The sequence below is a fragment of the Streptomyces sp. NBC_01257 genome (assembly GCF_035917255.1).
Classification (GTDB): Bacteria; Actinomycetota; Actinomycetes; order Streptomycetales; family Streptomycetaceae; genus Streptomyces.
In genome coordinates, this window is sequence record NZ_CP108472.1 from 7,290,809 (window position 1) to 7,314,328 (window position 23,520).

Below are 23,520 nucleotides of genomic sequence, written 5' to 3' on the forward strand. Positions count from 1 at the left end.
TCATGACCCAGCAGTCAGTGGAACCGAAGACCGGCGCGGAGGACGCGGGCCCCGGCTCGCGCGTCCCCGCCGGAAGATCTTGGCTCGACCGGTACTTTCACATATCCGAGCGCGGATCCACCGTCGCGACCGAAGTGCGCGGCGGCGTCACGACCTTCATGGCCATGGCGTACATCCTCCTGCTCAACCCGCTGATCCTCGGCGGCAAGGACGTCGACGGCAACCTCCTCAGCCAGCCCGGGCTGATCACCGCCACCGCGCTCGCGGCCGCGGCGACCACCCTGCTGATGGGATTCGTCGGCAAGGTCCCCCTCGCGCTCGCCGCGGGACTCAGCGTCTCCGGCGTCCTGTCCTCACAGGTCGCCCCGGAGATGTCCTGGCCGCAGGCCATGGGCATGTGCGTGATGTACGGCCTGGTGATCTGCCTCCTGGTGGTCACCGGTCTGCGTGAGCTGATCATGAACGCGATCCCGCTCCCGCTGAAGCACGGCATCACCATGGGCATCGGGCTCTTCATCGCCCTGATCGGCCTCTACAAGGCCGGGTTCGTGGGGAAGGGCACCGCCACTCCGGTGTCCCTCGGCCCCACCGGTGAGCTGGCCGGCTGGCCCGTTCTCGTCTTCGCGGTGACCCTGCTGCTGATCTTCATGCTGCAGGCCCGCAACATCCCCGGCGCGATCCTCATCGGCATCGTGGTCGGCACCGTCGTCGCCGTGGTGATCAACAAGGTCGCCGACGTCGACCCGAAGATCTGGAGCAGCGGCCCGCCCGAGCTCAGCGGCTCGGCGGTCTCGTCACCCGACTTCTCGCTCTTCGGGGACGTCGAGTTCGGCGGCTGGGGCGACGTCGGCGCGATGACCGTCGGCTTCATCGTCTTCACCCTGGTGCTGGCCGGCTTCTTCGACGCGATGGCCACCATCATCGGTGTCGGTACCGAGGCCAAGCTGGCCGACGACAAGGGCCGCATGCCCGGCCTGTCCAAGGCGCTGTTCATCGACGGCGCGGGCGGTGCGATCGGCGGTGTCGCCGGCGGCTCCGGCCAGACGGTCTTCGTCGAGTCCGCGACCGGCGTCGGGGAGGGGGCCCGGACCGGGCTCGCCTCCGTCGTCACCGGGCTCTTCTTCGCAGCCTGTCTCTTCTTCACCCCGCTCACGGCGATCGTGCCGGCCGAGGTGGCCTCCGCCGCCCTGGTCGTCATCGGCGCCATGATGATGCAGAACGCCCGGCACGTGGACTGGAGCGACCGCGCGGTCGCCATCCCGGTCTTCCTGACCGTGGTCCTGATGCCGTTCACCTACACCATCACCACCGGTGTGGCGGCAGGTGTCATCTCCTGGGTCGCGATCAAGGTCGCCCAGGGCCGGGCCCGCGAGGTCGGGGCCTTCATGTGGGGGCTGACGGTGATCTTCGTCGTCTACTTCGCCCTCCACCCGATCGAGAGCTGGCTGGGCGTCAGCTGACGCACACCCCTCCACACACATCCGTCAAGGAGACCGAGATGCTGGACATCGCCGAGGAGCTCGACCGATGGGCCGGGCAGGGACGCGACTTCGCCGTGGCCACCGTCGTCGCCGTCGGCGGCAGCGCGCCCCGGCAGCCGGGTGCCGCGCTGGCCGTCGACCGTGACGGAACGGCGATCGGCTCGGTCTCCGGCGGGTGTGTGGAGGGCGCGGTGTACGAGCTGTGCCAACAGGCCCTCGAAGACGGCACGACCGTACGGGAGCGGTTCGGCTACAGCGACGAGACGGCCTTCGCGGTCGGTCTCACCTGCGGCGGCGTCATCGACATCCTGGTGACGCCGGTCCGGGCGGACGACCCCGCCCGCCCGGTGTTCGCCGCCGCGCTCGCCGCCGCGGCGCGGGGGGAGGCGGCGGCGGTCGCCCGGATCACGGAGGGTCCCGCCGACCTCCTCGGCCGGCCCCTGCTGGTCCGTCCCGACGGCAGTTACGAGGGCGGGCTCGGCGGGCACCCGGAGCTGGACCGCACCGCGGCGGCCGAGACCCGCGCGATGCTCGACGCGGGCCGCACCGGCACCCTCACCATCGGCGCGGACGGCTCGCAGTGCGGACAGCCGCTCACCCTGCTCGTCGAGTCCAGCGTCCCGCCGCCCCGGATGATCGTGTTCGGGGCCATCGACTTCGCCGCCGCGCTGGTACGGGCCGGGAAGTTCCTCGGCTACCACGTCACGGTGTGCGACGCCCGGCCCGTCTTCGCCACGAGGACGCGGTTCCCGGAAGCCGACGAACTCGTCGTCGACTGGCCGCACCGCTACCTGGCCGGGGCCGAGGTCGACGCCCGCAGCGTCCTGTGCGTCCTCACGCACGACGCCAAGTTCGACGTCCCCCTGCTGGAGGCGGCGCTGAAGCTGCCCGTCGCCTACGTCGGCGCGATGGGCTCGCGCCGCACGCACCTGGAGCGCAACGACCGGCTGCGCGAAGCCGGCGTCACCGAACTCGAACTGGCCAGGCTGCACTCGCCGATCGGCCTCGACCTCGGAGCCCGTACCCCCGAGGAGACGGCCCTGTCGATCGCCGCCGAGATAGTCGCCGACCGACGCGGCGGCAGCGGGGTCCCGCTGACCGGCGCACACACCCCGATCCACCCCAGCCGCGCCCTGGAACCGGCCGGGCGGATCGGCTCCGTGGCCTGACCGGGCTTCATCAATACGGCCCGAAGCAGCCCCCCCCCGCCGACCGGGAACGGGCGGTCCCGCACCCCTCCGGCAAGGGGTGCGGGACCGGCCTTCCGCCGTCTCCGGGCGTTGTGGCGCAGGACGTCATCCGCCCTGATCAGACGGCGGTTCTCCGCCGCGGCGGCTTTCCGCCACCGATAGTCCATGACGAACCGGTGCGTTAACCGGTAGATCAGCTGCATGACATCCACACCCTCCACCGCCGCACGCCGGGCGAGACCCGCCCGCGCGCGGCGCCGAGCCCTCCTCATAGCGACCTCCGTCGCCCTGGTGAGCGGCGCGCTGCTGCCCGTCACGGGTTCCGCCACCGCCGCCGAGGGGCCCGCCCCGGCCGGGGGCCGGAGCAATCCGGTCCACCAGTACGACATCACCCTGGTCACCGGGGACGTGGTCCACTACGCCGACGGCGCCGGCAACCAGGACACCGTCACGGTGGACCGCCCCGACGGTGCGACGGGCGGGGTCCACGTCCAGCAGGCCGGGGACGACATCTACGTCCTGCCCGACGAGGCCGGCAGCCTGATCGCCGCCGGCAGGCTGGACCGCCGCCTGTTCAACATCTCCGCGCTCGCGAAGATGGGGTACGACGACGCGAAGTCCGCCGGCATCCCGCTGATCGCCACCTATCCGGCGGGCAAGGCCCGTTCGCTGCCCGCGGCCCCGCGCGGCAGCCGGACCGTCCGCGCGCTGGAGTCCATCCACGGCGTGGCGCTGAAGGCGGGCAAGGACACCGCGCGGGCGTTCTGGGACGACATCGCGAAGACGCCCGCCGCCCGTTCGCTGGACGACGGCATCGCGAAGCTGTGGCTCGACGGCCGGGTCGAGGCGGCGCTCAAGGACTCCGTCCCGCAAATCAACGCCCCGCAGGCCTGGGCCGACGGCTTCGACGGCAAGGGCACCAAGGTCGCCGTCCTGGACACCGGCATCGACGCCGACCACCCGGACGTCAAGGACCGCGTCCTGGAGTCCAGGAGCTTCGTGCCGGGCCAGGAGGTCGACGACAAGAACGGCCACGGCACGCACGTCGCGTCCACCATCGCGGGCTCCGGTGCCGCGTCGGACGGCGTCAACAAGGGCGTCGCCCCGGCCGCGGACCTGATCATCGGCAAGGTCCTCAGCGACGAGGGCTCCGGCGCGGACTCGGGCATCATCGAGGCGATGGAGTGGGCGAAGGCGGAGGGCGCCGACGTCGTCTCCATGAGCCTCGGCTCCAGCATCCCGGACGACGGTTCCGATCCGATGGCCCAGGCCGTCGACGCCCTTTCGGCGGACGGCGGTCCGCTCTTCGTGATCGCCGCGGGCAACGCGTACGGCGCCGGCACGATCGGCTCGCCCGGCTCCGCCGACAAGGCGCTCACGATCGCCGCCGTCGACAAGCAGGACGGCCGGGCCGACTTCTCCTCCATGGGCCCGCTGACCCGCTCGTACGGCCTGAAGCCGGACCTCTCCGCCCCGGGCGTCGACATCAACGCGGCCGCATCGCAGTCGGTCCCCGGCATCGAGGGCATGTACCAGTCGATGTCGGGTACGTCGATGGCGACCCCGCACGTCGCGGGTGCCGCTGCCATCCTGAAGGAGCGTCACCCCGACTGGTCCGGTCAGCGCATCAAGGACGCGCTGATGACCTCGTCGAAGGTGCTCCCCGCCTACACCCCGTACGAGCAGGGCACCGGCCGGGTCGACGTGAAGGCCGCCATCGACACGAAGATCGAGGCCACGGGCTCCGTCGCGGTCGCTTCGTACGACTGGCCGCACAGCGCGTCCGATCCGGTGGCCGAGCGGACGATCACGTACCGCAACACCGGTACCGAGGACGTGACGCTGGATCTGGCGACGGACAGCGACGCGGACGCGTACACGCTGTCGGCGAAGCAGCTGACCGTGCCGGCCGGTTCGACCGCCGAGGCCGTCCTCTCGCTCGACCCGTCGAAGGTCCCGGTCAACACCACGTTCTCCGGGCAGGTGATCGCCAAGGACGCCTCGGGCGCCACCGTCGCGCACACCGGGTTCGCGCTGAACAAGGAGCAGGAGCTCTACGACCTGAAGCTCCAGCTGCGCGGCCGTGACGGGAAGCCGATGGACGGCCAGGTCGTCATCGCCGCCCTCGGCGACGAGAACCTGGGCGTCGTCGGCGTGGCCGGCGACACCACCCTGCGGCTGCCCCCGGGCAACTACACCGCCTGGGCCGCCGCTGACATCAAGGGCGACACGGCCGACTCCAGGGCCCTCGCCTTCCTGGCCGCACCGGAGATCATCCTCGACAGGCCGAAGACCGTGTCGCTCGACGCCTCCGAGGCCCACAAGGTCGCCGTGAAGACGCCGCAGGAGACGGAGACCCGTCAGCTGCGCTACGACATGGCACGCACAGCGCCGGACGGCACCGTCCAGCGCGACGCCTACCAGATCCCGCTGACGTACGACCAGTTGTGGGCCAGTCCCACGAAGAAGGTCACCCAGGGCAGCTTCTCCTTCCTGACCCGCTGGCGGCAGGGCGAGAAGCTGGTCGACCTGACGGCCGACGGCCGCGACGTGCCGGTCACCGTGCAGGGCGGTTCGCCCGTCGCCGAGGACAGCCGGAAGCGGCTCGACACGGTCTTCGCGGGCAACGGTGCCACCGCCGACTACCGGGGCCTGAACGCCAGGGGCAAGGCGGTCGTGATCCGCAGCAGTGACACGGTGGCACCCGCCGACCGGGCCGCTGCCGCGATCGCCGCCGGCGCCAAGGCGCTGTTCGTCGTCAACAGCGGCGACGGCGTGCTGATGGAGTCCTACGCCGACTACGGCACCACGCTCCCCATCCCGGTCGCCTCCGTCCGGCGCCTCGCCGGCGAGGATCTCGTCAGGGCCGCCCGGCGCGGCAGCAAGGTGACCGTCGAGGAGCGGAAGTTCACGCGGTACGTGTACGACCTGGTCGACCGTCACGACGGCACCATCCCGGACCGTTCGCTGGCCTTCGCCCCGTCCACCCGTCAGCTGGCGAAGGTGGAGAACACCTTCTACGGCGACCGGGCCCGGCTCGGCGGCGGCTACCGCTACGACATCCCCGACTACGGCTTCGGCATCGGCTTCGCCGAGTACGAGAAGTACCCCGCCGTCCGCACCGAGTGGGTCAACCCGCTGCCGGGCGACTCGTTCTGGTACGAGGACCACTCGGTGTACAACGAGGCCGGTACGGACACCTCGCTGGAGCAGCGCGGCACCGACATGGACTACCGGGCCGGCAGCACCACCAGGGCGGACTGGTTCGCGCCGGTCAGCCGGCCGCGTCTGGGCACCGGCTACTGGGGCCCGTTCCGGTCGGCGTACGGCGACATCCAGTACAACCTCACGCCGTGGACGGACGCGGGCGCCGGTCACTCCGGCTCCATGCCGGACAAGGAGTACGACACCGGCACGGTCGCCGTCTACCAGGGCGACACGCTGATCGACGAGGGACCGGGCCGGGCGGGTTACGTGGGGGACCTCGCACCCGAGAAGCTTCCGTACCGACTGGTCCTCGACGCCTCGCGCGACGCGGAGACCTGGAAGTCCTCGGTCCGGACGCACACCGAGTGGAACTTCGTCTCGGGCGCCCTCGACCCGCAAGGGCCGGCGCAGGCCGATATCCCGCTCCTCCAGCTGGACTACGCGGTCGACACCGACCTGGCCGGTGACGTGAAGGCCGGGAAGTGGACCGAGATCGGTCTCTCGTCCGCCACGCAGGAGTGGCTGGCGGGCGCCGTGAAGGCGTCGAAGGCCTCGCTGTCGGTCAGCTACGACGACGGGAAGTCCTGGAGCGCGGTCCAGCTGAAGAAGGACTCGGCCGGTTCGTGGACCGCCCGGTTCAAGACCCCGGAGAGGGGCGCCACGGCCGTGTCGCTCAAGGCGCACACGGAGGCCGGTGGCGGTCTCGCCGTGGACCAGGAGATCATCAGGGCCTTCGGTCTGAAGTGACCTGCTGAGCGTCGCGACCCAGGCGGCCGCGCACCCCGTTCCCGGGGTGCGCGGCCGCTTTCGCGTGTCCGCCGCGTCCTTCTTCGATCATCAAAATTTGTCTGCTTTGCCCGTATATGGCAGGTGATAACGGCAGAAAGGGACTTTTTGCGGTGCGACGGAAGTTGCCACGGCGCCGCCCGGAGGTTTATAAGAGGAACGTGGCCGAGGCGATTCCGGGAATTCCGGGGACTGCCGCCATGGAGGTTTCCCATGTTTCTGACTCCGTCCGACACGGAGAAATTGCTGCTGAGTGTTGCCGGAATGGTTGCCCGTGACCGCCGGGCGCGGGGCGTCCGCCTCAACTACCCGGAGGCCGTCGCGCTGCTCGCCTGCTGGGCGATGGAACGGGCCCGCGAAGGCGCCCGCGTCGCCGATCTCATGACCGCGGGCCGATCCGTCCTCACCCGTGCTGACGTGCTGGAAGGCGTCCCCGAGATGCTGCACGACGTCCAGGTCGAGGCCACCTTCCCCGACGGGCGCAAGCTCGTCACGATCACCGCGCCGATCCCGTGATCCCCGGCGAGGTGCGGACCGGATCCGGCATCGTGGACATCAATTCCGGCCGCCCGAAGATTCAGCTCACGGTGGTGAACGACGGGGACCGGCCCATTCAGATCGGCTCCCATTTCCATTTCTCCGACGTGAATCCCTCGCTTTCCTTCGACCGCCCGTCGGCAAAGGGATTCCGGCTCGATATTCCCTCCGGTACGTCGCTGCGCTTCGAGCCCGGCGTCGGCGCGGAGATCACCCTCGTCGCACTCGGCGGACGCGGAACGGTGCCCGGCATCGTCGTCCCCGCCGCGCCGGGGGCCGGCACCGGCGCAGAGGAGGCCGACTGACATGGCACAACTGACCCGCGCCGCGTACGCGGCGCTCTACGGACCCACCACCGGCGACCGCATCAGGCTCGCCGACACCGACCTCTGGATCGAGGTCGAGGAGGACCGCTGCTTCGGCGGCGAGGAGGCCGTCTTCGGCGGCGGCAAGTCGATCCGCGAATCCATGGGCCAGGCCACCGCCTCGCGGGCCGAGGGCGCCCTCGACCTCGTCATCACCAACGTGGTGGTCCTCGACCACTGGGGCATCGTCAAGACGGACATCGGCATCCGGGCCGGCCGGATCGTCGCCCTCGGCCGCTCAGGCAACCCCGACATCGCCGACGGCGTCCACCCGGACCTCGTCATCGGGCCCGGCACCGACGTCGTCTCCGGCGAGGGCCGCGTCCTCACCGCCGGGGCCGTCGACACCCACGTCCACTTCCTCATGCCGGAGACCCTCCACGAGGCGCTGGCCACCGGCACCACGACCGTCATCGGCGGCGGCACCGGAGCCACCGAGGGATCCAAGGCCACCACGGTCACCCCCGGCGCCTGGAACCTCGCGATGATGCACCGGTCCCTGGACCACGTCCCCCTCAACATCATGCTGTTCGGCAAGGGCTCCACCGTCGGCGAGGAGGGGCTGCGCGAGGCCGCGCTCGGCGGCGCCGGCGGCTACAAGGTCCACGAGGACTGGGGCGCCACGCCCGCCGCCATCGACGCCGCCCTGAAGGCGGCCGACGCCTACGGACTCCAGGTCGCCCTGCACGGCGACAGCCTCAACGAGGCCGGGTACGTCGAGGGGACCCTCGACGCCATCGCCGGACGCGGCATCCACGTCTTCCACGCCGAAGGCGCCGGCGGCGGCCACGCACCCGACATCATCACCGTCGCCTCCCACCCCCACATCCTTCCGGCGTCCACCAACCCGACGCTCCCGCACACCGTCAACACCGTCGACGAACACCTCGACATGCTGATGGTCTGTCACCACCTCAACCCGCGCGTCCCCGAGGACCTGGCCTTCGCCGAGTCCCGCATCCGCGCCACCACCATCGCGGCCGAGGACGTCCTCCACGACATCGGCGCCCTCTCCATCACCTCGTCCGACGCCCAGGCGATGGGCCGGATCGGTGAGGTCGTCTGCCGCACCTGGCAGGTCGCCCACGTCATGAAGCAGCGCTTCGGGGACCGCGGCAGCGCCCTGCCCGCCGACAACGAACGGGCCCGCCGCTACGTCGCCAAGTACACGATCTGCCCCGCCGTCGCCCACGGCATCGACCACGTCGTCGGCTCCGTCGAGCCGGGCAAGCTCGCCGACCTGGTGCTCTGGGACCCCGCGTTCTTCGGCATCCGCCCCGCAGCCGTCATCAAGGGCGGCATGGTCGTGTACGCACCCCTCGGCGACGCCAACGCCGCGATCCCCACCACCCAGCCCGTGCTGCTGCGCCCCACCGCCGCCGCCGGAGCCGCCCCGCACCTCTCCGTCAGCTTCGTCGCCCCGGCCGCCCTCGCCGACGGTCTCGCCGAACGCCTCGGACTCGACCGCGAACTGGTCGCCGTGCGCCCCACCCGCCACCTGACCAAGGCCGATCTGCCGAACAACACCGCGCTCCCGGCCATCGACGTCGACCCGGAGACCTTCGCCATCCGCATCGACGGGGAGCTCGTCGAGCCGTCGCCCGCCACCGAACTGCCGCTGACCCAGCGGTACTCCATGTTCTGATGGCGTCCCTGGCCTCGCTCCTGCTCGGCGACGGACGGCTCCCGGTCGGCGCGTACACCTACAGCGCGGGACTGGAGCCGGCCGTCGCCGCGGGCCTCACCCGCGACCGGATCCCCGCGCTCCTCAGGTCCCGGCTGCACACCACCGCCGTCACCGAGGCGGCCGCCGCCGTCCTCGCCCTGCGGGCCGCCGGGCGGGACCCGGCCGACTACCGGCCCGTGCAGGACGCGCTCGCCGCCCGGACGCCCGCCGCCCCGCAGCGGGAGGCGTCGGCGACACTCGGCCGGGGCGTGCGGCGGCTCGCCCGGCGGCTGGCCCCGGACCATCCGGCGGTCGCCGCACTCGCGGCCCTGGACTCCCGTCCCCTGCGGCCGGTCGCACTCGGCGCCCTCGGAGCCGTACTCCGGGTCACCGATGAGGAACTGGCGCACGCCGTCGTCTACGACGAGCTCCAGACCATCGCGTCGGCCGCACTGAAACTCCTGCCCGGCGACCCGCTCGACTCGGCCGCCTGGATCCTCGCCGCCGCACCCGACGCGGCCCGGGCGGTGACCACCGCCCTCGCCGTACGGAGCCCGGACCGGCTGCCCGCCCGTACGGCCCCGCTCACCGAACAGTGGGCGCTCGAACACGCACGACGCGAACGGAGACTCTTCCTTGCCTGACAACTCCCTGCCCCACAACTCCTCGCCCGACAACGGCACCACCCCCGCCCCGCAGCCCAACCCCCACTTCCACGAGCCGCTCAACCAGCCCCGCGCCCTGCGCCTCGGTGTCGCGGGACCGGTCGGCACCGGCAAGAGCTCCATCCTGGCCACCCTGTGCCGCGAGCTCGCCGGCGAACTGTCCATGGCCGTCGTCACCAACGACATCTACACCGACGAGGACGCCCGCTTCCTGCGCTCGGCGGGCGTCCTGCCCACCGAACGCATCCGCGCGGTCGAGACCGGCGCCTGCCCGCACACCGCGATCCGCGACGACGTCAGCGCCAACCTGGACGCCGTCGAGGACCTGGAGGAGGCGTACGGGCCGCTGGACCTGGTCCTCGTCGAGAGCGGCGGCGACAACCTCACCGCCACCTTCAGCCCCGCCCTCGCCGACGCGCAGCTGTTCTGCATCGATGTCGCGGGCGGCGGCGACGTCGCCCGCAAGGGCGGACCCGGCATCGCCCGCGCCGACCTCCTGATCATCAACAAGACGGACCTCGCGCCCTATGTGGAGGTGGACGTGGCCGCCATGGTCGCCGACGCCGGGGCGGCCCGCGGCGGGCTCCCCGTCCTCGCCCTGTCCAGGAAGGACCCGGCCTCCGTCGCCGAACTCGCCGACTGGGTGCGGGCCCTGCTCGCCCGCCACCGTTCGGGCAGCCATGTCCCCACCGATCCCGGCCCGATGGCGCCCCACAGCCACAGCCACTCGTGAACGAACCGGTGGCCGTCGGCGTCGAGCGCGACGCCACGGGCCGTCATCTGGCGCGCGAACTGCGGCCCGGTGCCTTCCTCGCCCCGCGCCCGCTGCTGCCGGCGGCCGACCGGATCCGGATCGCCCTCGTCGGCACCCGGGCCGGACTGCTCGCGGGCGACGAGCTCGGGCTGCGGATCTCGGTCGGCCCCGGCGCCCGCCTGGAGCTCGTCGAACCGGCCGGGCTCGTCGCCTACGACCACCGGGGCGGCAGCTCCCGCTGGCAGGCCCGGGTGGATGTCGCCGAGGGCGGCGAACTCCTGTGGTGCGGACTGCCGTTCGTGGTCTCCGCCGGGGCGGACGTCGAGCGCGACATGGACGTCCGGCTCGCCGCCGGCGCCCGGATGCTGTGGCGCGACACCCTGGTGCTCGGCCGCTCCGGCGAACGCGGCGGAAGCGTGCGGGCGACGACCCGGGTGACGTACGACGGCCGGGAACTCCTCGTCGAGGACCTCGACCTGACCGACCCGGAACTGCGCGAACTGCCCGGCGTTCTCGGCCCCCACCGCGTCATCGGCGCCGTCACCGCACTCGGCAGGACTCCGCCGGGGCCGCCGCACCCCTACCGCACCGACCTGGCGGGCCCCGGCGCACAGGTCCGGCTGCTGGACACGGTCGCCCCGGCCGTGGACGCGGAACTGACCGCGGTCTGGGAGTCCTGGGCCGGCGGCTGAGACGCGGAGCCCCGGCGCGGCCCGGTCAGACTCCGCCCACCGCGTCCGGGGCCTTTGATCCCGAGGGCTTCGCGGTCCGGCGGCGGCGGGCACCGCCCCGGGCCACCGCCGCCGCGCACAGCAGTGCCGGAGCCGCCGCCAGGGCGAAGCACAGGGCGAGCGGCAGCCGGTCGACCAGCAGACCGACCGCGGCGGTGCCGCCCGCCGACCCGGCGTTGAACGCGGTGTTCACCCAGGCGCCCGCCTGGGTGCGCCGGGCCGCGTCCACCGACTCGTCGGCGATCAGATACGCGGTCGTGAGCGCGGGCGCGACGAAGAGCCCGGCGACCGCGACCAGCGCGGCCAGCACGTACAGATGCGGTGACATCCCGGCCGCCAGCAGCGCCGCGCCCAGCGCGGCGGCCACCACCGGCAGCCGTGCCCGGCTCGACGACCGCCACCGGACCGCCCCGTAGGCCAGCCCGCCGACGGCGCTTCCGGCCGAGAGCGCGGCCAGCACCCAGGACACGGCCGCCGCCTGGTGGAGCCGCTCGGTGAACGCCACCACCAGCAGATCGAGCGCGCCGAGGCAGAGCCCCACGCCGGCCGTCACCAGTACCGCGTTCCGCAGGTCGACGATGCCGTGCAGGCGCAGCCGGGGCGCGCCGGGTGCGCCGGCCCGGGGCTGTCCGGTGCGCGCACGGGGCACCGCCGGGGACGTCGCCAGCCCCGCCGCGCCCACGAACACGAGCACCGCACCGGCCAGCACCCCGGCCGCCGGCACGGTGAACGTCACCACGATCCCCACCAGCAACGGGGCGGTGACGTACATCAGTTCCTCGGCGACCCCGTCCAGGCTGTACGCGCGCTGCAACAGCTCCCGGTCGGGGACGAGGCTGCTCCACAGCGCCCGCATGACCGGACCGAGCGGCGGGGTGCAGGCGCCCGCCGCCGTGCTGAGCCCGCCCAGGAGGAGCGCCGGGGCGCCGGGATTCCAGGTGGCCAGGGCGATCACGGCGAGCAGCGCCGCGTACAGCCCCGCCATGGGCGGCAGGACCCGGCGCGGCCCGTACCGGTCGATCAGGGCCGCACGGGCGGGCGAGAGGGAGACGCTCGCGACGCCGAACAGGGCCATGGCGCCGCCGGCCACGGAGTACGAACCCGTGGCGGCCTTGAGCGCGAGCAGGAGGGAGAGAGGGGCGATGCCGTACGACAGCCGCCCCAGCAGGGCGGCGGCGAAGGGGCGCGCGGCGTGGGGGGTTCGGAGCACGGCGGCGTACGAGGGCGCGCGCGAAGGCGCGGGAGAAGACGTGAGCACGATGACATTCCTCGTGAGGGCAGCGCGGAGAACCTGCGCTGCGGGCATGCGGGGACACCGGAGTGCCGCACCCGTGGCAACGGGTGCGGTCGGCGCGGGGTCCTACGCACGAGGAGATGACATGCGGGCAAATTATCAGAGCGGGAGCCGCGGCGGCAGTGGGCGCTGTCCGGCGATGTCCGGGTTGGCCGCCAGAACGTTCTCCACGGCCTCGTCCAGCCGAGGCAGGAACCGGAGGACCTCGTCGCGCCGCTCCAGCAGACCGGCGGTACCGGTGATCCCGGTCAGGTCGGCCACCGCCGCCCGGAACGCCGGGAGCCGTTCGGCGTGCAGCGCGGGGTCGTCCACGGCCAGCACCGTGTGGCAGCGGGCGAGGGTCGCGACGATCCAGAAGACGGCCTCGCGGTGCTCGCCCCGGCCGATCAGCTCCAGACTGCCGTCGACCGCGATGGGCCGGGCCTGCTCGGTGAGGTCGCTGCTGAAGAAGAACGGCGTGCGCGCCACCGGGACCGTGGCGTCGAACGTCCGGGTCAGCTCGCCCGCATGGTGCCGCACCAGCTCCGCGGACACGTCGGCGCAGCCGAGCAGCTCCAGCAGTTCCCGGTACAGGTGAGGCTGCCCGTACGCGGTGAGGACGTCGCGCGCGGCCCGGTACCGCAGCCGGACGGTGGGGTTGCGCAACGCCGCGACCAGCAGGACGTGGGTGGTGACCCCGGTGGGGAACATCCAGGCCGGCACCTGCTCGTGAAAGGGGACGGTCCCGTCGAACGCGGCGAGGCGGCCCTCGACGCGCCGGCGGGCGTCCAGGCAGCGCCGCCGGACCCAGTCCGGCTCGGCGAACCGGGGCGCGACGGCCGCGTACAGGGCACGCAGCCCGCCGGTGGGGTCGTCGATGACGGTGTCGACCCGGAAACTGCCCGCCAGATGGTACGAGGAGAGCACCGTCCCGGCGTCGCGCAGCTCCGCCCACGGCACGTAGGTGATCTCCAGCAGGGCGCCCTCGTAACGGAGTTTGCCGGGCTTCGCGGGCGGGTCGTCCTCCTCCGTGACGACCACGACGTCGACGTCCGACGACGGCGCCAGCCGGGCGTCGTCCGCCCGGCCGACCGTCGACCCGCTGAAGTACGCCCCGCGGTATCCGGGGGCCGAGCGGGCGTGGCCGGCCACCCAGCGGACCGCGGCGGCGCGTGCCGCTCCGACTCTCACGTGCGCAACTCCTCGGGGACGGTGGCGGGCGGCTCCGGGCACCGCGCCTTCCCCGACTCCTACGGGGTGCGCCCGCCGTTCGTCAAGGCCTTCCCCGAGTTCCCGTGTCCGTGCGCCGCTGCCGGGTATGGTCGGTTTCGTTCCGCAGACCCGTCCCTGACGCTCCATGGTGAGGTTCGCGATGAGGAAGATCATCTACTCCATGTCCATGTCCCTCGACGGCTTCATCGAGGGTCCGGACCGGGACATCAGCTGGCACCTGGTCGACGAGGAACTGCACCGCTACTTCAACGAACGGATCGCCGCGATGGGCGGGTTCCTGGACGGCCGGGTCGTCCACGAACTGATGGCGGACTTCTGGCCCACCGCCGACCAGGACCCCGCCAACGCCGGGCCGATGGCCGATTTCGCCGTCATCTGGCGGAACATGCCGAAGTACGTCTACTCCCGGACACTGGAGCGGGCGGACTGGAACACCACGGTCGTCCACGAGGTCGTGCGCGAAGAGGTCATGGCGCTGAAGGAACAGCCCGGCGGAGACCTGTCGGTCGGCGGCGCCGGCCTCGCCGCGTCCTTCGCGGAGCTCGACCTGATCGACGAGTACTGGGTCTACGTCCACCCGGTCCTCATCGGCCGCGGCAAGCCCATGTTCCCCTCGGCGGACACCCTGACCGCGCTGCGGCTCACGGGGACCCGGACCTTCGGCAACGGGGTGGTGGAGCTGCGGTACGAACGCGCCGGAACGCCGTCGCGGGACTGAGCGCCGCGGGCGTACCGTCGGGGCCGTCCGTACCGGCGAAGGGAAGCACATGGCACTGGAGACCGATGACCGCCTGGCGGTCATGGAACTGATCGCCCTGCACGGGCACCTGGTCGACGACGGTGAACTCCACCGGCTGGAGGAGCTGTTCACCGACGACGTCGTCTACGACATCACGGACCTCGGGCACGGTTCACTGATCGGCGTGGACGCCTTCCGGGACGCGGCGCTCGCCATGGGCGCGCTCAACCCGGTCGGGCACCACGTCACGAACATCGTGCTCACCGACCTCGGCGACGGCCGGGTGGCCGCCCGCTCCAAGGGCATCGGCGTCAACGCCGACGGCACCAGCGGCAGCGTCACCTACGAGGACCTGGTCGTGCGGGGCGAGCGCGGCTGGCGCATCAGCTACCGCAAGGTCATCGCCCGGCGCACGCCGCTCAGCGCCTCGTGAGGCGCCCGCCGGGCGGCGGGGCGCCTCACGAGGGGCGTTCAGGCCGTCAGCGGCCCGCCTGAAGCGCCGCCCAGGTGTCCGGCCCCGCGATCCCGTCGGCCGTCAGCCCCCGCCCCGTCTGGTAGCCGCGCAGCGCGGTCGCCGTCGCGGGTCCGAAGCTCCCGTCCACGCCGACCGTCGAGCCGAGCGCCGCGGTCAGCGCCCGCTGGAGCCGCTTCACACCGTCGCCCGACGCGCCCTCGGCGAGGGTGGAGGTGTCTCCGGCCGACAGCAGCGCGGTCCAGGTCCTGGCGCCCACGACGCCGTCGGACTCCAGCCCGTGCGCCGCCTGGAACGCCGTCACCGCCGCCTGGGTGGCGGGGCCGAAGCTGCCGTCCGCCTCGCCCGCCGGGTAGCCCTGCGCGTTCAGCAGCGTCTGGACGGCCGTGACCTGGGTGTTCGTCGAACCGCTGCGCTGGGTGCCGTACGCGGCGAAGCTCAGCCCGTCCGCGCCGGGGGAGCCGCCGGTGCTCCCGGCGACCAGCTCCATGTAGCGGGTCCAGTCCCAGTACGGGCCGGGGTCGGTGTGGTCGTTGCCCGGCGCCTCGCTGTGCCCGATGATGTGCGCCCGGTCCTTCGGGATGCCGTACCGCCCGCACAGGTACGCGGTCAGGGCGGCCGAGGACCGGTACATCGAGTCGGTGAACCAGGACGGGTCGTCGATGAACCCCTCGTGCTCGATGCCGAGCGCCGAGGCGTTGGCGCTCCGCGCGTGGTACGCGGTGTCGCTGTCGCGCACCATCTGGGTGATCTGGCCGTCCGACGAGCGCACCACGTAGTGGGAGCTGACCTCGGACGCCGGGTCCTGGAACCAGCTGATCGAGCCCGCGTACGAGCCCTGCGTGACATGGATGACCACCTTGTCGATGGCCGCCGTGCGCCCCGTGGCGAAGTTGTTCGGATCGGCCGGGACCCACAGGGCCGAGGGGTAGTCGGCGCTCCGGGTGCTCGTGTCCGCCGCGGTGAGCGCGCCCTTGTGCGGGGACACCGGACGTCCCGTCACCGAGACGTGCTCGCCGTCCGGGGTGACGGCGTCGAGCCCGTCCGCCAGGAAGGTGTAGACGGTGTCGGCGTAGAGGGCGGCGGCCGGTCCCTCGCTGCCGCCGTACCGGGCGACGGCCGGGTACCAGGCGCCGAGGTCGTCGCGGTCCCGGGCGTCGAGCCCGAGCTTGTCCGCGTAACCGCGCAGCACCGCGGCCCCGCCCAGGATGTTGGCCGCGGTGTCGGTGCGGAGCGCGGCAAGGGGTTCGCCGGTGAGGCCGGCGGCCCGCTCCAGCGTGCGGTTCTCGGGGTTGCTGACCAGGTGCATCACGCCGAAGCCGTTGGCCTGGCTGGGGCGCCCGGAGTGGCCGTCGAGCCGGGTCTCGCCGTAGCCGACGGCGGCGAGCAGATCGCGCGGCACGTCGTACTGCGCGGCGGCCCGTTCGAACGCCCGGTTCATCGGGTGCCCGGGGTCCGTCGAGGCGAGGGCCGGGGTGCCGGTCGCGGCCAGGACGGTGGCGGTGAGGGCCGCCAGCACGGAGGCGCGGGCCTTGGTGTGGGCGGCGGCGCGTGTGGGCATACCTGCTCCTGCTCTGTGGGGGAGAAGAACGGCCCCCGGGCCCGGGTGGGGTGGGCGCAGGGGTCGCGAAGCCCGCTCAGGGTAACCATCTGTTCAGGGCATGACAATGAACGCCCCGCGTGTCGAACTCCCTTTCACTCCAATGGAGTTGAGCTCGGAACGGGAGAGGCGTCGGACCGTCCGGACCCCGCCGCGCCGGGCGGGGTCCGGACGGCGGGTGCTACCAGCGGTCGCGGTGGATGACCTCGGCCACCGGGCGGCGGCGGATCGGTCCGAAGTTGCCCTGCGGCCATCCGACGGGAATCGCGGCGAAGGTCTCCATGTCCTCGGGGATGCCCAGCGCCTCCTTCCACTCCTGCTCCAGCATCAGGTGCCAGATGGTGACGTTCGCCGCGAGGCCCAGCGCGCGGGCGGCGAGCAGGATGTTCTGGACACCGGGATACACGCAGGAGCCCTCGGCGAGCGCCTGGAAGCGGGTCTGCGTGCTCATCATGTGCTCGACACCCGCAGGACCGAGCGCCTGCGCGTACGCGGCCAGGCCCTCCTCCTCCATCCGGGGCTCAGGGAACCGGTAGCAGGGCACGATCAGCGCCGGCGTGTCGGCGAAGTGGTCGCGCTGGTACTCGATGGCGGCGACCATCCGGCCGTACGCCGCGTCGTCCATACCCTTGGGCGCGTACTTCCCGGTCGTCGCCAGATAGGCGTCCACGCACCGCTTCCACAGCGGCGCCAGACGCGCCATCACCTCGCGGTCGGTCACCACCACGTACTCGTAACACTGCATGTTGCCGCCGCTGGGACCCCAGACGGCGGCCTGTATCAGCTGCTCGATCGTCTCGTCCGGCACGGGCTCCGGCTTGAGGCGGCGCATCGCGCGCATCGTGGACATGGTGGAGAACAGGGCCTCGGCCTCGGCGGTCATGCCGGCCTGAGTCGTTTCGATCGTCATGATCTTGGAGTTTACGGGCGGACCGGCGCCGTGGGGAGGCCCGTTGATCAGCTCTCGGCCGACGGGGTCCGGCGCAGCCGGACCACCGGGATGTCGCGGTCGGTGCCGGCCCGGTACTGCGCGTACCGGGGGAAGACCTCGACCAGATGCGGCCACACCCGCTCCTTCTCGTCGGAGGTCAGCGTCTGTGCGACCGCCGGGAACCGTTCGGTGCCGACCCGCAGTTCGACCGAAGGGTTCGCGAGCAGGTTCAGATACCAGAGCGGGTGACTGTCCGAGCCCCCGTTCGAGCCCACGATCAGGTAGTCGTCGCCGTCGCGGCCGTACATCAGCACCGTGCGCCGCAGCGCGCCGCTGCGCCGGCCGACGTAGTCCAGCAGCAGGCAGGGGACCCCGAGCTGCGTGGTGCCCTTGGTGCCGCCCGACGACTCGTACAGCTCGGCCTGCTTCGCCACCCAGGCGCTCGGGCTGACCTGCGCGGGTCCCTCGTTGCCGTTCTCCACTGCCATCCCGGATTCTCCCTCTCTCGTACCGTGCGCCCCATCGTCGCACCCCGGCGTGCGCACCAGCGGATTCGCACACCTGGACAACCCCCCACCGCACGGGGGAACGCGGACCGGACCCGCGGCCGGCAGGGCGTATAAAAGGTTCCTCCGGACCAGCCGGCGTCCCCCGACGGCACTCACACCTTCACGCGGCAAGGCGTCACCGCGTACGACAGCGGAGGAGTGCCCCATGAGCACGGCAGACGAGATCAGCACCTTGCTGGTGGTGAACTTCGGGACCGATCCGGTGGCGATCCGCCCCGAGGCGTCGCTCCGTCAGCTCCGGCTCGATTCCCTGGCCCTGGAGGAACTGCGGCTCCTCATCGAGGACCGCATGGGCGTCGACCTCGAAGACGTCCAGCTGACCTCGCGCGACACCGTCGGGCAGCTGGTCGACGCCGTGCACCGCAAGGCCGCGGCATGACGGCCCGGTACCGCCCCGAGCCGTTCGCCGCCGCCGTCACCGGGATCGGGCTCGTCACCGCGGCGGGCGTGGGCACCGCCGCCACCTGGCGCGGGGTGTCCGAGGCCGCCGACGCGCCCTCCGTCCCGCACCGGCCCGAACTCCAGGGCCTGCCCTGCGACTTCATGTACACCGTCACCGGCCTCGACACGCGGACCGTGCTCGGGGTCGCCACCCAGCGGCTCATGGACCGCTTCTCGCAGCTCGCCGTCATCGCCGCCCGCGAGGCCGTCGCCGACGCCGGGCTCGACCCCGCCGTCTGGGACAGCGGCCGCGTCGCCGTCGTCATCGGCTCCGCCCACGGCGGACTGCCCTTCTACGACGAGCAGCACACCGCCCTCACCGAGCGCGGCGCCCGCCGGGTCTCCCCGAAGCTCGCCCCGCTCACCGTCGTCAACGGCGCCGCCAGCAGCGTCGCCACGGACCTCGGCGCGCACGGCCCCAGCCAGGCCGTCTCCACCGCCTGCTCCTCCGGCACCGTCGCCATCGGCACCGCCCACCAGATGCTGCGCACCGGCGCCTGCGACATCGTCGTCGCGGGCGGCGCCGAGTCCGTCTGCTCCCGGCTGCTGATCGCCAGCGCCTGCCAGCTGAAGGCCGTCTCCACCCGGCGTGACGACCCCGCGGCGGCCTGCCGCCCGTTCGACACCCACCGCGACGGCTTCGTCGTCGGCGAGGGAGCCGGACTCCTCGTCATAGAACGCCCCGAACACGCGGCGGCCCGCGGCGCCACCGTCCGCGCCCACGTCGCCGGCTACGGCGCCTCCAGCGACGCGTACTCCGCCGTCGCCCCGGACCCCGACGGGCGCGGCATCGAACGGGCCCTGCGCACCGCCCTCGCCGACGCCGGGGTGTCCGCGGCCGACATCGGCCACGTCAACGCCCACGGCACCTCGACCGTGTCCAACGACCTGATCGAGGCGACGATGCTCCGCCGCGTCCTGGGCGACCACCCCCTCGTCACCTCGACGAAGGCCATGACCGGGCACACGCTCGGCGCCGCGGGCGGCATCGAGACCGCGCTGACCGTGCTCGCCCTCCAGCACCAGCTCGTCCCGCCCACCGTCAACCTCGACGCCCCCGACCCGGAGATCCCGGTCGACGTGGTGAGCAAGGAGGCCCGGCCGGGCGTGTTCGACGCGGCCGTCAAGACCTCGCTCGGCTTCGGCGGGCACAACGCCGCCCTCGTCCTCACCCGGGCCTGACCGCAGCGGACACAAGGACCGATGACCATGCCCGACGAGATCGTCCGGAACCTGACGGTGCAGGGACTGCGCTACAGCTACCGCCTCCTGCCGCAGCCGGCGCCCCGCACCGAACCGGTCGTCGTCATCGGCGGCGCGCTCCAGGGGATGTACGGCTGGCCGCAGATGGACGAGCACCTGGGCCCGCACGCCCAGGTCGTCACCGCCGACCTGCCCGGCATGGGCGGCGCCGACCCGCTGCCGCCCGGCACCGGCGACGAGGTCCTGCACACCGCCGTCACCCGGATCATCGACGACCTCGGCGCGGACCGGGTCAACCTCTTCGGGTTCTCCTACGGCACGGCGATCGCGTTCGGCTGCGCCCGCCGGAACCCCGGCCGGATCGCCCGGCTGGTCCTCGGGGGCGTGCCGGCGCACATCAGTGAGGCCCAGCGCACCCAGTGGGGCGGCGCGGTCGACCGGCTGGGGACCGGCGACATGGAGGGACTCGCCACCATCACCGCCGAGGCGCTGCTGTGCCTGGACCCGCGGCGCCGGGTCCACCGCAGGGAGCTCGCCCGCCGCTACGTCCGGCGGTCGTTCGTCCACGCGCTCACCCATTCCCCGCACGCGGCGCAGTCGCTGCGCCGGGCACTGGGCCACCGGCCGGACTTCTCCGGCGGGCTGAGCGGGGTGCCCGCGCTCGTCTTCGCGGGCGAGCACGACACCGTGACCTCGCCGGAACGGCAGCGCGCCTTCGCGGCGACGATCGAGGGCAGCCGGTTCCTGACGATCGGGGACTCCGACCACTGGGTGGTGCTGGAGCGGCCCGACGACGTGGCGGACCTGGTCGCCCGCTTCTTCACCGACCGCCCCCTGGAGGCCGCGCCCGCCCTGCGGCCGCTCGCCTCGCTGCCGCGCCCGCGGGCGGGCGCGGCAGGTCCGGTCCTGCCACGGCCGGGCAGCTGAGACCCCTCGAAGGAGCGCTGCCCGGCCGGCCGGATCAGTGCCGGCCGTCGACCCGGACCCGCACGATCTGCGGGTCGTGGTCGCTCGCCTGGTCGGCGAACTCGGCGTTGATGTGCACCACGTCGTAGTCGAACCGGCGGATGCCGGGGCTCGTCAGGATGTGGTCCAGCGTCTGCGAGTTGCCCTCGTACACATAGCTGTACTGCTCGTTCGCCGGCAGGGTGGTGATGAGCGGCTTGAGCGCCTTCCCCGCGGTCAGCGCGGACATCGTCGGCGAGAACGCGAAGTCGTTGAGGTCGCCGAGCGTGACCACCCGCGCCGACTTGTCCGCCGCCAGCAGCGACTTGACGAAGGTGTTGACCTCCGCCGCCTGCTGGATCCGCTTCGTCTCCGAACTGCGCGTCGGCTCCTGGTAGCGGCCGTGCAGCGGCTGGTCGCCGCCCTTGGACGCGAAGTGGTTGCCGATGACGAACACCGGCTTCCCGTGGAAGCGGAACTCGCCGACCAGCGGCTTGCGGCTGTCCGACCAGGCCTCACTGGCCGGGTCGATCCGGCCGGGAGACACCGACAGGGTGACGCCCTTGCGCGTCGGCACCGCCGTCACCGCGGTCGTCGCGTCGCCGCCCGCCCGGTCCACGAAGGAGACCCGGTGCGGGTTGAACAGGAAGACGTTGCGGATGTTGCCGCCGGGCTCGCCGCCGTCCTTGCCGTCCTGCGGGGCGACATAGCGCCACGCGTACCGGGGGCCGCCCGCCGCGACGATCGCGTCGGTGAACCGCTTCAGTGTCGCCTCGGAGCCGACCGTGCCGTCGCTGACCGCGCCGTTGTCGTCCTGGATCTCCTCCAGCGAGACGATGTCGGGGGAGGAGAGGCTGACCGCGACACCCTTGGCGAGCGTGTCGAACTTGGCCTGCTCGTCCAGCGCGTCGAGGTTCTCCACGTTGTACGTGGCGACGGCGAGTTCGCCGCCCTTCTGCCTCCTGGTGACCTCACGCTTCAGGTGCCGGTCGGTGAGCGTGCCGAGCCGGGTGGCCTGGAGGCTATAGCCGCCGAAGGAGTCGTAGTCCAGCACGCCGGTGGTGGTGCCGGACAGCACGTCGCCGACGTCTGCCACCGGGACGGGACGGGTGGTGTCGAGCGACATCACCTTGATCCGGCCGGTGTTCTGGTCCCGGTAGGAGGAGTACAGGGTGCCGCCGCGGCGCGTCGGGTTCTGCTTCGGCTCGACGGTCACCCAGACCTCGCCGTACGAGGTCGTGGCACCGGTGACCCGGGTGTCGGACGTCTGGACCCGGGTGCCTTCGAGCGACTCGTAGAGGTCGAGCGCGTACCTCGCCGGCTCCAGGGGCAGCGGGTCGATCGATCCGCCGTCCGCCGAGGGGAGGTAGCCGCGGGGCACCGAGGCCGCGTCGACCGTCACCGGCGCGGGCAGCGCGTTGCCCGACGAGAGGACCGTGATCCTGGGGGCGGTGATCTCGGTGACCGACTGCGTGGTGGCCGACGGGTAGTACTCGTCCACCGTGCCGCTCACCAGCACCGAGTCGCCGACCGCGACCGTCGGGGCGGTGGAGCCGGTGTACACGAGGACGCCTTCGGACGTCCGGGGGTCCGCGTCCGGCGAGGGGTCCTGGATCCAGAAGCCGCGCGAACCCGTGGTGCGGACCGCGGTGACGATGCCGGGTACCCCGGTCACCGCCTTGCCGTCCAGCGGGGAGACCCGGGTGGTGCCCTGGACGTCGTGCACGCGCACGGTGCCGGGCTCGGTCGGGTTGCCCGGGTCGCCGGGGTCCTCGCCGCCGCCGGACGTCTCGCCGGCCGCGTTGACCGGGGTGGCGGCCGCGGCGGTGAGGTCCGCGGCGTTGTCGTCGGTGTCGGCGAGGGAGGCCGCGCGCGCCACGGAGGCGGTGGCGGAGGCGCCCGTGGCCGGTCCGGTGCCTTCCCGGACGACCGCGGAGCCGTAACCCACCAGGTCCACGATGCGGGTGTCGGCGGCGCAGTCCGCCGCCGTCCTGCAGGTCAGCGGCGTGGTTCCGGAGACGAGGGCGACGGTGCCGCTCGCGGCGGACATGGCGACGGTGCCGGTGGCGTCCGGGGCGGGCAGCGCCACGGTGCCGCCGGTGCCCGCGGCCTGGGCGACCAGATAGCGGCCGCCGGGCGCGACGGAGCCGGTCAGCGCCGAGACCTGCCACAGCGACCCCGCGGACGGGGCCCCGGGAAGGTACTGGACGCTGAATCCGGACAGGTCGTACGCGGCGGAGCCGGCGTTCGCCAGCTCGATGAAGTCGCGGGTGAGCGTCGCTCCCGAGTTCCCGCCGCCCCCGTACACCTCGGAGATCACTGCGGTCGACGACGGGACGGCGAAGGCGGCGGGCAGCGCGGTCGCCGAGAGGGTCACGGCGACCGCGCCGGCCAGCAGGACGGAACGGGGTCTGGATATGCGCACGGAGACTGCCCCTCAGAGTGTGGTGAGGGAGCACAAGCTATGCGCGTAGAACCGGCGATGACAAGGCATCAGAGGTTAATTCCAGAAAACGCCCGGCCGTCCGGGGAGGGTCCCGCCGCCGGCCCCGCCCGTGCCCGCCGCGCCGCCCGGCCCCCGGCCCCTGTTCACATGCCCGCCGTACGCCCGCCATGCCGCCGCAATACGGGGGCAACACCCGTACCGCACAAGGGTGTCCATGATGCGGCAATGGTTTGACCGGCTTGCGCCGGTCCGGCTACGTTGCGCGGCATGCAGCGATCCGCACACC

At 72.6% G+C, this 23,520-nt stretch carries 20 protein-coding genes; 14 read left to right on the top strand and 6 right to left on the bottom strand.

What is annotated here, in order from left to right; genetic code table 11:
• Positions 1–2: 2 nt before the first annotated feature.
• From OG408_RS31780 to OG408_RS31820, 9 genes are all read left to right on the top strand, one after another.
• Positions 3–1,460, top strand: coding sequence for an NCS2 family permease (locus tag OG408_RS31780; RefSeq protein WP_266784390.1), 1,458 nt, complete (start codon positions 3–5; stop codon positions 1,458–1,460).
• Positions 1,461–1,498: 38 nt separating this feature from the next.
• On the top strand, positions 1,499–2,650 hold the full coding sequence (locus tag OG408_RS31785; protein WP_326673304.1) for an XdhC/CoxI family protein: 1,152 nt from the start codon (positions 1,499–1,501) through the stop codon (positions 2,648–2,650).
• 222 nt (positions 2,651–2,872) lie between these two features.
• Positions 2,873–6,625 (top strand): S8 family serine peptidase, encoded by a 3,753-nt coding sequence (locus tag OG408_RS31790; RefSeq protein ID WP_326673306.1) that lies wholly within the window; start codon positions 2,873–2,875, stop codon positions 6,623–6,625.
• Between the two features lie 252 nt (positions 6,626–6,877).
• Positions 6,878–7,180 (top strand): urease subunit gamma, encoded by a 303-nt coding sequence (locus OG408_RS31795; protein WP_266784396.1) that lies wholly within the window; start codon positions 6,878–6,880, stop codon positions 7,178–7,180.
• Positions 7,177–7,506, top strand: a complete 330-nt coding sequence (ureB, locus tag OG408_RS31800) for an urease subunit beta (RefSeq protein ID WP_326673309.1) — start codon at positions 7,177–7,179, stop codon at positions 7,504–7,506. Before OG408_RS31795 ends, ureB begins: the two co-directional genes overlap by 4 nt.
• A 1-nt stretch (position 7,507) precedes the next feature.
• On the top strand, positions 7,508–9,211 hold the full coding sequence (locus OG408_RS31805; protein WP_326673311.1) for an urease subunit alpha: 1,704 nt from the start codon (positions 7,508–7,510) through the stop codon (positions 9,209–9,211).
• On the top strand, positions 9,211–9,876 hold the full coding sequence (locus OG408_RS31810) for an urease accessory protein UreF (protein ID WP_285565872.1): 666 nt from the start codon (positions 9,211–9,213) through the stop codon (positions 9,874–9,876). The genes OG408_RS31805 and OG408_RS31810 overlap by 1 nt, the downstream gene beginning before the upstream one ends.
• A 97-nt stretch (positions 9,877–9,973) precedes the next feature.
• Entirely contained in the window at positions 9,974–10,630 is a 657-nt protein-coding gene (ureG, locus tag OG408_RS31815; protein WP_266786535.1) for an urease accessory protein UreG, read from the top strand.
• The gene (locus tag OG408_RS31820; RefSeq protein WP_266784404.1) at positions 10,627–11,343 is read left to right on the top strand and encodes an urease accessory protein UreD; all 717 of its coding nucleotides are present in this window, start codon (positions 10,627–10,629) and stop codon (positions 11,341–11,343) included. Before ureG ends, OG408_RS31820 begins: the two co-directional genes overlap by 4 nt.
• Before the next feature lie 25 nt (positions 11,344–11,368).
• Here the strand turns inward: OG408_RS31820 and OG408_RS31825 are convergent, their stop codons facing one another.
• Both OG408_RS31825 and OG408_RS31830 read right to left on the bottom strand, forming a co-directional pair.
• Positions 11,369–12,640, bottom strand: coding sequence for an MFS transporter (locus OG408_RS31825; protein ID WP_285565868.1), 1,272 nt, complete (start codon positions 12,638–12,640; stop codon positions 11,369–11,371).
• A gap of 135 nt (positions 12,641–12,775) precedes the next feature.
• Positions 12,776–13,846, bottom strand: coding sequence for a hypothetical protein (locus tag OG408_RS31830; protein WP_326673315.1), 1,071 nt, complete (start codon positions 13,844–13,846; stop codon positions 12,776–12,778).
• Between the two features lie 181 nt (positions 13,847–14,027).
• Between OG408_RS31830 and OG408_RS31835 the strand changes: the two genes are divergently transcribed.
• Positions 14,028–14,606: a dihydrofolate reductase family protein gene (locus OG408_RS31835; protein ID WP_266784410.1), complete on the top strand. Its 579-nt coding sequence runs from the start codon at positions 14,028–14,030 to the stop codon at positions 14,604–14,606.
• Between the two features lie 49 nt (positions 14,607–14,655).
• Positions 14,656–15,060 carry a nuclear transport factor 2 family protein gene (locus OG408_RS31840; RefSeq protein ID WP_266784412.1) on the top strand — a complete coding sequence of 135 codons (405 nt, stop codon included), beginning with the start codon at positions 14,656–14,658 and terminating at the stop codon, positions 15,058–15,060.
• A gap of 46 nt (positions 15,061–15,106) precedes the next feature.
• On the opposite strand, the gene OG408_RS31845 is transcribed toward OG408_RS31840, so the two are convergent.
• From OG408_RS31845 to OG408_RS31855, 3 genes are all read right to left on the bottom strand, one after another.
• Complete coding sequence (locus OG408_RS31845; protein WP_326673317.1) at positions 15,107–16,660, bottom strand: peptidoglycan-binding protein; 1,554 nt, start codon at positions 16,658–16,660, stop codon at positions 15,107–15,109.
• Positions 16,661–16,880: 220 nt separating this feature from the next.
• Complete coding sequence (locus tag OG408_RS31850) at positions 16,881–17,609, bottom strand: nitroreductase family protein (protein WP_285565861.1); 729 nt, start codon at positions 17,607–17,609, stop codon at positions 16,881–16,883.
• Positions 17,610–17,656: 47 nt separating this feature from the next.
• Positions 17,657–18,118: a nitroreductase family deazaflavin-dependent oxidoreductase gene (locus OG408_RS31855; RefSeq protein ID WP_266784418.1), complete on the bottom strand. Its 462-nt coding sequence runs from the start codon at positions 18,116–18,118 to the stop codon at positions 17,657–17,659.
• A 226-nt stretch (positions 18,119–18,344) separates the two neighbouring features.
• Here OG408_RS31855 and OG408_RS31860 point away from each other — a divergent pair, with 226 nt between their 5' ends.
• The 3 genes from OG408_RS31860 to OG408_RS31870 are packed head-to-tail and all read left to right on the top strand — an operon-like array spanning position 18,345 to position 20,770.
• A complete protein-coding gene (locus OG408_RS31860; protein ID WP_266784420.1) occupies positions 18,345–18,578 on the top strand; it encodes an acyl carrier protein in 234 nt (77 codons plus the stop codon).
• A complete protein-coding gene (locus OG408_RS31865) occupies positions 18,575–19,822 on the top strand; it encodes a beta-ketoacyl-[acyl-carrier-protein] synthase family protein (protein ID WP_326673320.1) in 1,248 nt (415 codons plus the stop codon). Before OG408_RS31860 ends, OG408_RS31865 begins: the two co-directional genes overlap by 4 nt.
• Before the next feature lie 27 nt (positions 19,823–19,849).
• Positions 19,850–20,770, top strand: a complete 921-nt coding sequence (locus OG408_RS31870; RefSeq protein ID WP_266784424.1) for an alpha/beta fold hydrolase — start codon at positions 19,850–19,852, stop codon at positions 20,768–20,770.
• A 34-nt stretch (positions 20,771–20,804) separates the two neighbouring features.
• On the opposite strand, the gene OG408_RS31875 is transcribed toward OG408_RS31870, so the two are convergent.
• On the bottom strand, positions 20,805–23,213 hold the full coding sequence (locus tag OG408_RS31875; protein WP_326673322.1) for an endonuclease/exonuclease/phosphatase family protein: 2,409 nt from the start codon (positions 23,211–23,213) through the stop codon (positions 20,805–20,807).
• Between the last annotated feature and the right edge of the window lie 307 nt (positions 23,214–23,520).